Annotated in this window: 7 protein-coding genes; 2 read left to right on the top strand and 5 right to left on the bottom strand. The window is 67.5% G+C overall.

What is annotated here, in order from left to right:
- Positions 1-3: 3 nt before the first annotated feature.
- From ACVTJA_RS17970 to ACVTJA_RS17955, 4 genes are all read right to left on the bottom strand, one after another.
- Positions 4-1,212 carry a neprosin family prolyl endopeptidase gene (locus ACVTJA_RS17970; RefSeq protein ID WP_465837670.1) on the bottom strand — a complete coding sequence of 403 codons (1,209 nt, stop codon included), beginning with the start codon at positions 1,210-1,212 and terminating at the stop codon, positions 4-6.
- Positions 1,213-1,991: 779 nt separating this feature from the next.
- A complete protein-coding gene (locus ACVTJA_RS17965; RefSeq protein ID WP_465837668.1) occupies positions 1,992-3,128 on the bottom strand; it encodes a mannosyltransferase family protein in 1,137 nt (378 codons plus the stop codon).
- A 217-nt stretch (positions 3,129-3,345) separates the two neighbouring features.
- Positions 3,346-3,891 (bottom strand): GNAT family N-acetyltransferase, encoded by a 546-nt coding sequence (locus tag ACVTJA_RS17960; protein WP_465837666.1) that lies wholly within the window; start codon positions 3,889-3,891, stop codon positions 3,346-3,348.
- A gap of 44 nt (positions 3,892-3,935) precedes the next feature.
- Positions 3,936-5,060, bottom strand: coding sequence for an alpha/beta hydrolase (locus ACVTJA_RS17955; RefSeq protein ID WP_465837664.1), 1,125 nt, complete (start codon positions 5,058-5,060; stop codon positions 3,936-3,938).
- Positions 5,061-5,342: 282 nt separating this feature from the next.
- Here ACVTJA_RS17955 and ACVTJA_RS17950 point away from each other — a divergent pair, with 282 nt between their 5' ends.
- Both ACVTJA_RS17950 and ACVTJA_RS17945 read left to right on the top strand, forming a co-directional pair.
- Positions 5,343-7,001 carry a phosphatidylinositol-specific phospholipase C domain-containing protein gene (locus tag ACVTJA_RS17950; RefSeq protein ID WP_465837663.1) on the top strand — a complete coding sequence of 553 codons (1,659 nt, stop codon included), beginning with the start codon at positions 5,343-5,345 and terminating at the stop codon, positions 6,999-7,001.
- A gap of 159 nt (positions 7,002-7,160) precedes the next feature.
- Entirely contained in the window at positions 7,161-8,603 is a 1,443-nt protein-coding gene (locus tag ACVTJA_RS17945) for a serine/threonine protein kinase (RefSeq protein WP_465837661.1), read from the top strand.
- 75 nt (positions 8,604-8,678) lie between these two features.
- Here ACVTJA_RS17945 and ACVTJA_RS17940 read toward each other — a convergent pair whose 3' ends face one another.
- The gene (locus tag ACVTJA_RS17940) at positions 8,679-14,339 is read right to left on the bottom strand and encodes a sensor histidine kinase (RefSeq protein WP_465837659.1); all 5,661 of its coding nucleotides are present in this window, start codon (positions 14,337-14,339) and stop codon (positions 8,679-8,681) included.
- Positions 14,340-14,458: the final 119 nt, after the last annotated feature.

Below are 14,458 nucleotides of genomic sequence, written 5' to 3'. Positions count from 1 at the left end.
TCGCTAGGTGCAGTTGGTGTTGTAGCCAGTCCCGCCGAAGTAGAAGTACCGGCCCCAGCCACCCGCCGACGTGTCGTTGCCCACCGCGCTGCTGTCATAGCAGTTGGCGTCGGTGGTGATGGCGAACAGGCTGGCGGGAGAGCGATAGACGTTGCCGGTGTCCACGTACTGAATCTGCCGCTGGTAGGCGGCGCGCTGCCAGCCCTGCGCGGAGAAGGCGCCGCTGCCCATGTCCGTCGTCGTGTGCCGCCCGGCGTTGCTGTTGATGATTTCCCCGCCGAAAGTCACGCGGCCGGCCTTGTCGGCGATGCCGTTCGCGTCGAATTTGGTGCGCGGATAGTAGCCGACCCACGTGGTCCCGAAGCGCAGCCACCAGTTGCCGGCCGTCCCGTCCTTGAACCAGAAGAGCTTTACCTCCTGCTGGGCGCCGCCGGAGACGCTGTACGCGGAGAAGGCGCCGCCGATGGTGATGGAGCTGTCCGTCTGGACGAAAGCCCCGCAGCTCAGGTTGTAGCAGCCACCGGAGCCGTAGTTGTCCGGCGTGAAGTAGATGAAGAGCCGGGAGTTGTTGTCTCCGTACAGGTTCCGGTAGTTCTGCCAGCCCGTCTCCACCGTCTCGGTGTCGGCGCCGCTGCCGCGCGCGACCCAGATTTGCGAGAGGCTGAACTCGCTGGCCAGCTCGACCGCGGGGTTCCAGAGGTTCAGCGCGCTCTCCGCGCCCATGTTGTCCACGGTCTGCCGGTAGGCGGCGTACTGGTGGGAGGCCGTCGAGCCCGCGATGCTCGGGTCACCCGCGAGATGGCTGGGAACCTTGCTGCGGAAGTCCTCCAGGCTCTTGAAGCGCTTCAGCGTGTCCAGGGTCAACCGGAGGATGGGGATGGTGCCCTGGGGGCAGCGCTGCACCGCGCCCGTGGCGTCCATCGAGAAGGCCAGCTCGGCCTGGGCCGGCTGCGACGCGTCCGCGGAGGCCTTGGGGGCCTCGTCCAGTTCCTTGGGGAAGGTGCTCGGGGCGAACTGGACGACGTGATTCTCCATGCCCGGCTGCCGCAGCGCCGGCTGGCGGTAGAGGTCCACGCAGTCGATGTCGTCTCCCTGCAGGGACTGGAAGTGGTGACGGACGTCCTTCGCGTCGTACAGCGAGTCGAGGTGCTGCTGCATCCGGGCGAGCTCTGTCGGGTCAGAGACCCGCTGCACGAGGTCGCTCGTAGGCACGGCCTCCTCCGCAGCGCCCTCGACAGTGCCGCAGCCGGACAGCCCGAATCCCAGCAACGATACGACAGACAAAACATTCCGTCTGGCTTGCATGTCTACTCCATGGTGGGGACAACGGCGTTGCAAACAGGAATTGACCCGGGCTGCTGGCTCAGGGGCAGTCAGCGGGGCAGTTGCATCGACTCTCTCCGGCCTCGCAGCGCCCGTTCCCGCAGCGGGTGCAGACCAGGCGCCCTCCCTTGGAGGGAATGCACTTGCCCTCCGCGAGCAGGTGTTCGTCGTAGAGCTCCAGCTTCACCAACCCCGGGCAACAGCCGGGCCACGATGCCTCGCCCTGACTGGAGGGTTCACCATACGGAGTCCATCCCGCGCCCTCCGGCAGGCACCCGGGGGCCGCGCCCGCATCCGCTCCTTCAGACGTGGCGCCGCGAGCCGACTCCGCCGAGGGCCCTCCCACGGTGGGGCTGCTCTGACATGCCAGCATCAGACACCCCACGACGAAACCACCCGACACGCGTGAAGACATTCCTCATGCTATTCATTTATTACATGATTTTCAATTAATCCTTGTTTGAATATTATTTTGATGCCCCGGGAAGGGCGGAGCTGATTGCAACGGCGCCAATTGCAGCCAGCGTTGTTGGGGCGTCACACCCATGACAAAAGGAGTGAAGCGCAGTTGCTCGCTCACATTGAGGCAAGAACACCGACATCTCGGGAACCCGCAAGTCATGCTCCGGCTCCAGGCCGATGGCCGTGCCCGGTGTGACTGAGCCGGGCTAGTTGATGGGATAGGAGTGCACGAAGAGAAAGACGAGCATGCCCTGGAAGAGCGCGCAGCCGAGCACCACGGGGCCTCGCAGCGCGTGGTGCCGCGCCAGCCATGCGCCCAGGGGCAGGAACGCGGGCCAGACCGCCGCGCTGTAGCGGCCCAGCCCCACCAGCCCCACCGTCCACAACACGAGCATCAACGGGATGCCGAACACGGCCAGCGGCCACCAGCGACGGTGGCGCGCGAGCAGCAGGGCTCCCGCTCCCGGGATGAACGACGTCACCACGTACATCCCCACCTCGGGTCCCCAGTTGCCGGTCCACCAGGTCACCAGTCCCGCCCAGGCCCCCGCCCATCCCCCGTCGCGAACCTTCCACCACAACTGTGGATCTCCGAGCGTGCGCCAGAGGAAGACGAAGTAGAGCGACGTCATCAGCAGCGGCAACGCCAGCGCGAGCAGGTCGCGATGAAACCAGGCCCGGAGCCCACCGCCGCGTGAGCGAAGCTGCTGGAACAGCAGGGACAATCCCGCCACCAGCGACAGATGGCGCGCCAGTCCACCGAACCCCAGCGCGAGCGCCGCCAGCCAGTGCCGACCTCGCTGGCTCAGCAACACCGCGAGCGCGGTGAACAACACCATGGCGGATTCGGGATAGCCCGCAGACTGGAAGAAGGCGAACGGATAGGCCGTGAAGAGCAGGAGCGAGACGCGGGCCGTGTCCTCGCCCTCCAGCGAGCGGAAGAGGCGGTACAGGACGATGAGCCCCAGCAACCCGGCGAGATTGGCCACCAGCACCACGGAGACCTCGACGCGCAGTCCCGTGGCCTCGTGTACGAGCCGCCCCAGCAACGGCAGGAGCGGAAAGAAGTTGGGGGCCAGGGGACGTGCATAGCCATTCTGGGCAATGTCCGAGTACCAGCCACAGTCCCAGCGGCAGAACGCGTCCAGCCTCGCGAGCCCCTCCTGCTTGAAGGGCGCGCGGTGCAGCCTGTCATCGAACAAGAGCGACACCCGCGCGAGCAGGAACAGCGCCAGCCGGCTGAAGCAGAAGAGCCCGACGGGAAAGGCCAGCCCCGCTCCGAGGTCGCGGAGCCTGGAGTGAGGGGCAGCGGGAGGCGCACTGCCGCCACCCTCTGGAGGCACGCGAGAATCGATGTCACTCCGTGGGATGTCCCGGTGCGGGCCAAACCTTCGCTCGACGTCTACCGCCCACCACATGAACGCGCTCCCAGAGCCTCGTACCAGGTCTCTGGTGGGGGATACGAAATGTCCCGCTCACTCTGGCTGTCGTCCCGAGCACGAACTCTCGCCAGCGGAATCGGCCACGTCCTTCACATGGGGGGCCAAAGGCCCCAGCCTGCTAGAGTTCCGGGCCGGCTCCATCCGTCGAAAGCAGGCTGTAGACCCGAAGGCTGATGTAGCGGCTGTCTTTGATTTCACAGTCACGCAGGGTGCCCTCATGGCGGAATCCCATGCGCTCCAGGAGCCGATTGCTGGCAGTGTTCCCTTCCTCCACCAGCGCTTCGATGCGGTGAATGCCTATTCCCCGTTGCATGTAACGAAGCAGAGCGGGCATCGCTTCCGTGATGACGCCTTGCTTCCAGAACCGGGGGAGCAGCCAATAGCCAATCTCGGCCTTCCGATGCTGAGATTGATAGTGATTGTACCCGATCGCCCCCAGGGCTTCCTGACTCTGCCTGCTGACGATCTTCCACCACTGCCCGGTTCCATCCCGCTCCAGGGCTTCAAAGAAATCCATCTGGGCTTGGGTGGCTTCGAGTGAATCGAACCGGACCCCGTAGAAAGGAATCACCTGCGGATGGCTCAGGCCTTCGAAAATGAAAGGCCGGTCCTCTGGCGCTATCCGCTGCAGGGTGAATCGGTCCGTTGTCAGGGGTGGAGGCATTCTCCGGCACTGAACCACACGAGGTGCGGGCGTCCAAGGCCGCGCTACGCGCCGGGAGCCCAGCGCATCGCCAGGAACCGCAACATGCGCAGGTGCCGCTCCTGGAAGTCATCCGCGTGGCCGCCTTCGAACACGTGGTGCCGGAAGGGAATCCCATGGGCCTCGAGCGCGCGGTCGAACGCCTCGGCGCCGAGGAAGGTCTCCTCGCTGCCCCGGTCCATGTACAGCGTGTCGAGTGCGCCCAACGCGGCGTGGTGCTTTCGCAGCAGTGTGAGCGGGTCCTCTTCCAGCCAGCGCCGCCACACCGGGTCGTCGTCGCGTCCGCTCTCGAACGGCAGCGCGAGGAAGAGCGGGGGCCGCGACCGGTCGGAAGAATATGCAGCGGCCTTGGCGTAGATGGACGCCACCGTCCAGGCCCCATCGAACGGGTACAGCGCCGCGAGCTCCTCGGCGTCGCGCGCCACGGGCTTCTGCGCCAGTGCGCTCCGGTACAGCGCCTTGCGCTGGTCGATGGCCAGCGGGCTCGCGCTCAAGGTACCGACGATGGAGAACACGCCCGGGTACTTCATGGCCAGCTTGATGGCGCCGTGCCCGCCCATCGAGAAGCCGGCAATCGCGCGCCAGGTCGCATCGGCGCGAGTCCGGTACCGCGCATCCACCGCACCCACGATTTCACGCACGACGTAGGTCTCGAAGTCACCAATCGTCGGCGAGCGCGCGTAGTAGCTCCCGCCCAGCGAGGTCGTCCCATCCACCGCGACGAGGATGAGCTCGGGCAACGCGCCCTCCTCCATCTGGCGAAACGCGGCGCGCTGCACACCCAAGGCGCCCAGGTGCCCGTTCTTCCGCTGCCCCAGACCATGGAGGAGGTACACCACCGGAAACCTGCGCTCGGGGGCGCTGAAGTACGACGGCGGAAGCAGCACGCCCAACTCCCGCGTCCGTGAATCGCCCAGCAGATTTCCGTCGAGGGCGCGGCTGTCGAGCCGCACATATTCGAGGTGCCGCGGCAGCTCGGCATCACCCCGGACGAAGTCCAGGGGCAGCGCTCCCAGGCCCGCGCCCCGCTCCGAGGACGCCGTCACTCCGAAGAAGCGGACCAGCGCGAAGGGAATCACCACGAGCGTCAGTCCGACCGCGATGAGTACGAGTGCGATGTGGCGTGACATGCGGACCTCACCTGCTCGGGAGGCGTCGAATGCGAAGCGCATGCCGCCGTAGCGCGCACACTCTACCAGCCCGCGCATGACACTCCGTGGACGGGCAGAACGCCATGGGGAGTGTTGCACGTTGCGGTAGTCAGGCCCGGTGCCGGGCGCCTGCCCGCCTGCTGGCGCGAAGCACCTGGTGCCAGGCAGCAAGACCTCTTTCAGACAAACATGGATTCCAAGTAAAACCGAAGTCCCATGACTCCCTCCCCACGCCCCACCGTGCGCCCACGAGGCGCGGCGATGTTCCTCGTTCTCGGTCTGCTCACCCTGGCCCTGCCCGCCTCCGCGGGTGGGCGCTACTACAACCACTCGGGCAGCATCGAGACGAGTCACCCCAACTGGATGAACGCGTTCCCCGACTCGACGAGCCTCGCGTCCATGTCCCTGCCCGGAACGCATGACACCATGGCGTTCACGAACGCCGGTGGAGACCTGACGCAGACCCAGTCCCTGAACCTGCGGGCCCAGCTCGACGCGGGCATCCGGGCGCTCGACATCCGCTGCCGCCACATCGACGACGCCTTCACCATCCATCACGGCGTCGTCTACCTGAACGTCAACTTCACGGATGTGTTGAACACCGCCGTCCAGTTCCTGAACGCGAACCCTCGCGAGACGCTCGTGATGCGCGTGAAGAAGGAGCACACGGAGGAGAACGTCACCCGCACCTTCGCCCAGACCTTCGAGTGGTACCGGAACCAGCCCGCCTTCAATCCATACATCTGGCGAGGCAACTTCGTGCCCACCCTGGGCGAAGTGCGCGGGAAGATTGTCATCCTCGACGACTTCAGTGGCGGGACCTACGGCATCCCCTGGTCGTCGCTGGCCCTCCAGGATGACTGGACGGTGTCCACCATCTTCGACATCGACGACAAGTGGAACAAGGTCCGCGCCCACCTGGATGCAACGAACACGGGCGCCCCCTCCACGCTGTATGTGAATTTCCTGAGCGGCTCGTCAGTGGGGGCCTTCCCCAACGTGGTGGCAGGTGGCGTGGGCGCGACCCGCGGTGTCAATGACTTCGCCATCGACTACCTGGTGGGCGCCCATGTCCAGCGCGCGGGAATCCTGATGATGGACTTCCCGGGCGCGGGGCTCATCGATGCCATCCTGGCCCTCAACTACCGGATGCTGCCCGCCTCGAGCAGCCTTCCCGCCGACCTCTCCACCATCTTCAGGAACATCTCCTACACCCTCGGGGGCGATGCCGAGGACCGCTGGTATGGAATCAGCGACTTCATCCACAACACCGCGCCTGGACGGAACTGGCACATCATGGCCCTGAAGCAGTCCTGGGGCGCATGGATGCACTACGACGGGACCTTCCTCCAGTCCGACGCCATGGATGGCTATACCCATATCGCCTTCACCTCGCGCACGGTGACGAGCGCGGTCAGCAAGAGCGCCCTGGAGAGTTATGTGAATGGGCAGTTGGGCAGCCTGTCGGGGAACACGGCGGACCGGGCCACCCAGCTCTTCAACCGCGTGAAGGCGCGCTATCCCTTCCAGTCCTGGTCTGTCGTGGTGAAACAGGCACCTGGCGGGCTCAGCAACTGGGCGTATGCGGATTATGGAAAGGCCGCCAAGCTCACGCTGGGCGACTACACCTACGCTGTCCAGGGCTACTCCGCGCAGGATGGCGTGTACCTCTACGAGCACGCGAACTTCGAGGGCAACGTGGTGCGCCTCACCTCGAGCGTGGGCCGGCTCGGCGACCTCGGCTTCAACGACATCCTGTCCTCCATCGACATCATCGGCCCGTACGTGGGGACCTTCTGTGAGCACATCGACCAGACCGGCCGGTGCTTCAGCACGTCCCAGTCCGTGAGCAACGTCGGCAACGTCACGGGCGGCCCCTGGAACGACGTGGTCAGCTCCGTGGGAGTCAGCTTCCGCTGACCACCCTCCGGTTCCCACGATGGGGCCAGATGTCAGGAGTGCTTGGGATGCATGGGGCTGCGGCCAACACCTCGCCCACCTTGCCGGATTGCGTTGGAGTCCAACTACCTCGCGAGTAGTCTCCCCGAGCGCGGTGCGGACCGCCTCACGAGGTAGCTCATGGAGTCTTACGTCTTCAATCCGGCAAGCCTGCTCCCCGGGGCGCTCATCGGCCCGTGGCGTCTGCTGGAGCTGCGCGGCCGGGGAACCTTCGGCGTCGTCTTCCTCGCCGTCCCCGCCGAGGCGCCAGCCGCCGAGGCCGTGGCCATCAAACTGGCCCTGCACCCAGGGGATGCGCGCTTCGCGCGTGAGGCCGAGCTGCTCTCCCGCATCCGCCACCCCGCCGTCCCCCGCCTGCTGGACCACGGCCAATGGCAGCCCCGGGAGCGCCTGTCCTACGCCTGGCTCGTCATGGAGTGGATTGAGGGCGTGCCGCTCTACGAATGGGCCCGGGCCCAGCGCCCGTCTTCGCGGCAGGTGCTTCAGCTCCTGACCCAGCTCGCACGAGCCCTGGACGCCACCCATTCGGCCGGAGGCCTCCACCGTGATGTGAAGGGGGACAACGTCCGCGTCCGGCGGGCCGACGGTTTGCCCTTCCTCGTGGACTTCGGCGCCGGACACCACCTGGGGGCCGCCACGCTGACCTGGCAGGCCTTTCCTCCTGGCACTCCGGCCTACCGCGCACCCGAGGCATGGCGCCACATCCCCCGCTCCGGCAAGCCTCCCGCTGTCCCCTATCCCCCGGGGCCCGCGGATGACGTCTTCGCCCTGGGTGTCACCGCCTATCGACTCGTCACCGGGCAGTACCCGCCGGCGACGCACCCGGAGGATGAGGATGCCCGGCTCTGGCGTCCCGAGGAGCTCGCGCACTGGACGGCGAGAGTCTGCAACCCCCGCTGCATTCAGGAGCTGAGCGCGCTGGTGTCCAAAATGCTCTCGCCCCAACCCGAGGCGCGAGGAAGCGCGCGGGAGGTGGCGGAAGCACTGGAGCAGGCAACGCGCAGCGCGGGACGCGGGGCGGATGTGCCTCTCTTCACTGGAAACGAGCCGCAGCCCGCGGGCCTCTTTCCCCTCCCCCGGCGCGTCATGGTGCGGCCTCCTCCCCGCCCGCGCAGATGGCCCGGGCTCGCGGCCGCGGGCATCGGAGGCGCATTGGCGCTGAGCGCCGCGGGGTTGCTGAGTGTGAGTCGCTCCGAGGAGCCCGAGACGCCCCACTTCGCGGAGCAGGAAGAGTCAGCGGATGGCGGCACCGTGGCCCTCGGGGACACCGCGCTGACGGCGCGGGTGGAGCCCGAACGAGCCCTCTCCGTGTGGCAACCCATCGCGGTAGACCTGCCATCGAAACCCTTCCCAGGTCAGCGGCGCCCGGACGGCAACGGCCGCTGTCCCAGCAAGGTGCAGGTCGCAATCAACGGCGGCTGTTGGAGGAAGCTGCCCGTGGACCTGAAGGACTGTGATGATGAGGAGGGCAGCTTTGAATACAAGGGCGCGTGCTACTTCCCTGTCATGAAGCGGGAACGCCCTGCCACCTCGGGCCCCGCGGAGCGAGACGGCGGTCCATAGCCATCTGCTCCGGAGCCCTGCTCGTGCACCCGGCCGGAGCAGGTCGGCGCGAGCACCTCGAACGCGGCCTTCTGCTCACCGCCCGACGCACGGAAGCGTGACGGTGAACGTGGCGCCGGCGCCGGGCACGCTCTGGACCTGGATGGAACCGCCGTGCGACTCCGCAATCCTGCGGCTGAGATACAGGCCGAGCCCCATCCCGCCATAGTTCTTGGACACGCCGCGCTCGAAGCGCTCGAAGAGGCGGCCTTGCTGTACCGGGGCGATACCGATTCCGTGGTCCCTGACCACGAGCCGCGCGCTCCCCTCCTCCTTGCCGACGAAGACCTCGATGGGCTTGCCCGGCCCGAACTTGAGGGCGTTGTGGAGCAGGTGGGTCACGACCTGCGCGAGCCGCGCGGCGTCCCACTGCCCCACCACCGGCGCCTCGCACGTGAAGGACACCCTGCAACAGGCCGCGGTCAGCTCGGGCTCGAGGCGCTCCACCACGGTGCGCACCAGCGCACCGAGCTCGACCTCGCCGAGCTCCAGCACCAACCGTCCCTGCTCGATGCGCGTCACGTCGAGGATTTCCCCGGTGAGCTGCTCGAGCCTGTCGGTCTTGCTCAGCACCCGGTTGAGGCTACGGTTCAGCGTCTCCGGCGAGACGGCCCTTCCGGACGCGGCCGCGCGGAGCAGTCCCTCCACCGAAAGCCTGAGCGAGGTCACCGGCGTGCGGAGCTCGTGCGAGGCCACGGTGAGGAACTCCTCCCGCAAGCGCAGTGCCCGCTGCGTCTCGGCGAGGAGGCGCGCGTTGTCGATGGCCAGCGCCGCGCGGCGGCCCAGCTCCACCGCCAGCTCCACGTCGGCCGTCCCGAACCAGTGCGGAGAGGCCGCCACGAACGTCAAGGCCCCGAGCGGCGTGTCTCGCGCGACCAGCGGAACGATGAGCACGCTCCGCGTACCCAGTTGGTGGACGAGCGCGGCATGGTGCTCGTCGCGCGTGTAGGCCCGGATCTGCTCGTCGGAGAGGGCCGGCAGGTGGACGAGGGCCCCGCTCTGGAGCACGCTCGCCACCGGCGTGGCCGTGCCGATGCTCGCGGGGTACCGCTCCGAAAGCTCACGCAGGAGCGGCTCCTTCTGCGGGTCGCGGTGTGCGCCCGCCAGGCGCCTCACCGTGCCCCCCTCGTTGAGGTCGATGAACGCCCAGTCGGCGAACGAGCGCGCGCACAGGCGGGTCAGCGCGTCGAACACGCCCTCGTAGTCGAGCGACGAGGAGATGAGCGCGGTCGCCTCTCCGAGCAGGAGCGCGCGCCGCCCGGCCGTCTCGGCCTCCACGCGGCCGGCATGCTCGCGCTCGAGGAGGAGCGCGTTCTCCAGCGAGATGGCCGCCTGGGCCGCGAGCAGCTCCAGCGCCAGCAACCGCTCGGGCGTGAAGCTTCCGGGGACGAGGTCGTTCTCGAGGTAGAGGAAGGCGACGAGCTCCGCCTGCCTGCGAATGGGGAGGCAGAGGACGGACCGCGGGCGCGCCCGCGCGAAGTACGGGTCCCCCGAGAACCGCTCCGCGTCGGCGGCCGCGTCGGCAAGCAGCACGTGCTCCCGGGTCCGCTGCGCGTACTGCAGGATGGACGCCGGGGCGCGTGCCCCCAGCGCTTGCGAGGCCGGGCTGAACAACCTGCCCGGCGCCCCCTCCTCGCCCACGGAGGACTCGGCCGCGACCTCGAGCTCGCCCTCGCGGGACAGGACCAGGAGGGCCCGTCGCGCCCCACCCTGCTCGAGGACGACCTGCAAGAGCGTGCGCAAGAGCTTCTCGCGGACCATCTCCCCGGAGATGGTCTGCGAGGCCTTGACCACCGAGAGCAGGTCGAACTGCTCGGGCCGGGCCGCGAAGACGGCCGCGGGGCCGAGCGGAGCTGGCTCGTGAAGGTGCGCGTGGCGCTGGGCAAGCTGCCTCACCTTCGCTTCCGCGCCCCACCGGACGTAACAGTCTCGAGCTTCCCGAAGATAGGCGGCGGTGACGGTCTCGAAGCGTCGCTCCCGGTAGAACGCCGCGGCAAGCTCGTTGGCCACGCCCTCCCAGTGGACGAAGCCGTTGGCCCGCGCCGCCCGGATGGCCTCCTCGTAGCGCCGCTCGGCCTGGAGCTCGTCTCCCGTGATTCGGGCCATCTCCGCGGACACGAGGGCGTGCTTCGTGAGGAAGTTCTCCGGGCAGCTCTGGGCCCAGAGGGCGAGCTTCTTGCTGTAGCCCTCGAGTGTCCTCGCAATCTCCCGCTGCTCTGCTTCCGTCCTCCGCGGGTGGATGCGGGCGAGCAGGAGGGCGTGGAAGTAATAGAAGGTCGCCTCCATGGGCATGGCCATCACGGCGCTGAGCGTCTTCTTCGCTTCGTCCGCGTGATGGAGCGCCTCGGCGTCGTCTCCGGCGAGATACGCCGTGATGAGCTTCATCGTGTGGAAGAAGGCGATGCCGCACCCGAAGGACGCCTCGGCGATCTTCGCGAGGCTCGGGGCCTCCTGGAACGCTTCGTCGTCGAAGGAGGTGCTCCCGCGGGTCTGTCCCTTCAGGCACGCGAGGAACTGCTGCTCCAGCCGGATGGTCTGGTGGATGGGCTCGTTGCGGGAGTCCCGGGCGAAGGCCGCGTAGCTCCGCGAGAACCTGATGACATCATCGATGGCATCGCCCCGCTCGATGGCCTGCCAGACAATCTGGAATGCGATGGCGTTCGCGAAGACCAGGTCGCCCGCATCCAGGCACGCGAGGAATCCCCGCTCCAGGATGGGAAAGTCCGTCGCGATGTGATGGCTCCAGAAATTGATGTGGTTGCCGTGGAGGTGCATGACCGTGCCCCGCCGGCTGATGTCGCCGAGCTTCTGGTTGAGCCTGATGGACATCTCCGAGAACTCGTGTGCGGCACGAGGGTCACCGTAGAGGGAGATGAGCATCAGGCCGTAGCAGCTGTACCCCATGCAGGACTCGCGCGTGTGGCCGAACCGGAGGGAGTGATTGACGAGCTTCAGGATGACGAGCGGGAAGACCTGGGGCCTGCTGCCGATGTAGGCCGCGGGGGCCACGTTCGAGAGCAGACCGATGATGGCCCTGATACGCGGGTCTCTGGCCTCGGCGGCATCCGCGAGGTCCGCGATGCGGCGTCCGCCCAGGCTGACCGGGATGGCCTCCGCCTCGGCGCGGGTCGCCTCGCCCAGCACCGCGTCGTCCTCGGGGATGTCCACACCGAAGAGCTGAAGGGCCTTGAGGCCCATCGCCACCGCATCGTCATATCTGCCCGCGACGTGGAAGAGCTTCAGGCGGAGCTCGTACACCGAGGCCTTGTCGAGGTCGGTCTTCGCACCCGCGAGGAGGAGGTCGAACAGGGCTTCGGCCTGCTCGAACGCGCCGCCCAGGTACTCGCACTCCGCGCGCTCGAGGAAGAGTGGAAACGCGAAGTCGTAGCGGGACTCCAAGGCGTCCTCGGGCAGGAGGGCCGCCGCGACGGAGAGGAAGCTCCTCGCGGAGGCATAGGCGATGGACGCCTTCGCCCTCCTTCCAGCGAGGAAGTTGAGCCTCGCAAGCTCGCCTCTCTCCGCCGGGTCGGTGATGAGGACGAGGCCGTGGTTGAGCTGGCTGACGACTTCGAAGATGCGCTCCTCGATGCTGCGTGCGTCCAGGCTCGCCAGCAGCAGACGTCCTATCCTGAGATGGACGCCCTTCTTCCTCTCGTCCTCGATGAGCACATAGGCCCCCTGTTGGACCCGGTCGTGCAGGAAGGTGTAGACGTCACCCTGCTGAAGCATCAGCCCTTCCCGGACCGCGTCCGCGAGCGAGCTCGCGGCCTGCTCGCCCGACTGGTTGGAGATGACGGCCAGGGTGTGCAGGTTCGTGGTGTTTCCGACGCACGCGGCGAGCTTCAACACCTCCTGTGTGGCGGATGGGAGGCGCTTGAGCTTGCGCACCATGAGCTCGACGACGTTGTCGGTGAAGCCCTTGGCGTGGATCTTCGCCACGTCCCAGCGCCACCGGGAGGCACCGCGGTCGAACTCCAGCAGGCCCTCCTCGTGGAGCGTGGTGAGGAACTGGATGGCGAAGAAGGGATTGCCGGCGGTCTTCTCGTGGACGAGGCGGGCCAGGGGCGCGGCGGAGCCGGGGGGACAGCGCAGGGCATCCGCGATGAACTGTCCCAGATGCTCGACGGTGAGGGGGGCGAGGACGAGCTCATGCACGGGCACGTCGGACTTCCGGATGGTGTCGAGCGTGAGCGCGAGGGGGTGGGAGGGGCCCACCTCGTTGTCGCGGTACGCGCCCAGCAGGAGGAGGTAGCGGGTCTGCGGGTGGAGGACGAGGTCCTCGAGGAGCTTCAAGCTCCCGGAGTCGAGCCACTGGAGGTCGTCGAGGAACAGGGCGAGAGGGTGCTCCTTGCGCGCGAAGACGCTGATGAACTGGCGGAACACCCAGTGGAAGCGGTTCTGCGCTTCGAGCGGAGGGAGGGAAGGAAGCGCGGGCTGCGGGCCGAGGATGAGCTCCACGTGAGGAATGATGTCGATGATGAGCTGCCCGCTCGCGCCGAGCGCCTGCCGCAGCAGCTCCCTCCAGGCGGCCACGCTCGCTTCGCTTTCGGTGAGGATTTGATCGATCAGCTCGGCGAACGCCTGGGCGAAGGTGGAGTACGGCACGTCACGCCGGTACTGGTCGAACTTGCCGGAGATGAAGAACCCGCGCTCCTGCACGATGGGCCTGTGCAGCTCACGGACCAGCGAAGACTTGCCGATGCCAGAGTACCCAGACACCAGTACGAGCTCCGGGGTCCCCTGCTCGACGACGCGCCCGAAGGCATGAAGGAGCTCGGTGAGCTCGGCCTCGCGGCCGTAGAGCTGCTGGGGTAGCTCGAAGCGGTCCGAAACATCGTGCGTTCCCAGGTTGAAGGGCACGAGCCTGCCTTTCGCCTGCCAGTCCGACAGACAGCGCTCGAGGTCGTGCTGGAGCCCGCGCGCGGTCTGGTACCGCTCCTCCGCCAGCTTGGCCAGGAGCTTGAGGACGATGTCCGAGAGGACGCCCGCGAGGCGGGGAACCTGCGAGGAAGGCGCGGGCGGAGTGCGGGCAACGTGGCAGTGCACCCATTCCAGGGGGTCGCGGGCATCGAAGGGAAGGCGCCCCGTGAGCAGCTCATAGAAGGTGACGCCGAGGGCGTAGAGGTCGGAGCGGCTGTCGACGGAGCGGTTCATCCAGCCCGTCTGCTCCGGCGACATGTAGGGGAGCGCCCCCTCGACGAGCCGCGCGGCGCGAGGTGGGGGCTGCGCCCGTGGGCTGCGCACGGCGATGCTGAAGTTCCAGACCTTGAGCTCGCCACTCCCGGGGTCGAAGAGGATGTTTCCCGGCTTGAGCTCCTTGTGGATGACGTTTCGCTCGTGGATGTCAGCGACAATCCCGGCCAGACGCACCGCCAGGCGAAGGAAGTCCCCGACGGGCATCGGCGCGCCCACGAGCTTCTCGAGCGGAACGCCTGGGAAGTCCTCGAGCTCGAGCGCCGGCCGCCCCTCGAACGTCGAGAGGGCGAGCGGCTCGACGACGGCCAGGCCCGAGAGCGCACGCCCCACCTCGCATTCCTTCCGCAGCCGCTCGAGGTCCTCCGGGCGGCTGTGCTCGGGCTCGAGAACCTTGAGGAGGATCGCGCGTCCATCGGTGCTACGCACGGCGTGGTGGACGGTCGCCCGGTGCCCTGCATGGAGCCGCTCGCCCAGCGCATACGCCTGGAGCTCTGGTTTCATCGTCCTCCCAGTACCCTTAAGGTAATGAGGGCCGGACTCCAGGCCTTCCCTGGTCTGCCGCGCTCGAAGCGGCGTTGAAGACCAGCACCTTGTGGCCGAACACCAGCGACAGACGTCCG

It is taken from the genome of Pyxidicoccus sp. M6 (assembly GCF_055568925.1).
This window is presented reverse-complemented; position numbering and strand designations above follow the sequence as displayed.

What these genes read in the sequence shown, in the direction of transcription:
- ACVTJA_RS17960 (WP_465837666.1), bottom strand. Translation starts at nt 3,891, where the DNA reads ATGCCTCCACCCCTGACAACGGACCGATTCACCCTGCAGCGGATAGCG.
- ACVTJA_RS17940 (WP_465837659.1), bottom strand. Translation starts at nt 14,339, where the DNA reads ATGAAACCAGAGCTCCAGGCGTATGCGCTGGGCGAGCGGCTCCATGCA.
- ACVTJA_RS17945 (WP_465837661.1), top strand. Translation starts at nt 7,161, where the DNA reads ATGGAGTCTTACGTCTTCAATCCGGCAAGCCTGCTCCCCGGGGCGCTC.
- ACVTJA_RS17950 (WP_465837663.1), top strand. Translation starts at nt 5,343, where the DNA reads ATGTTCCTCGTTCTCGGTCTGCTCACCCTGGCCCTGCCCGCCTCCGCG.
- ACVTJA_RS17955 (WP_465837664.1), bottom strand. Translation starts at nt 5,060, where the DNA reads ATGTCACGCCACATCGCACTCGTACTCATCGCGGTCGGACTGACGCTC.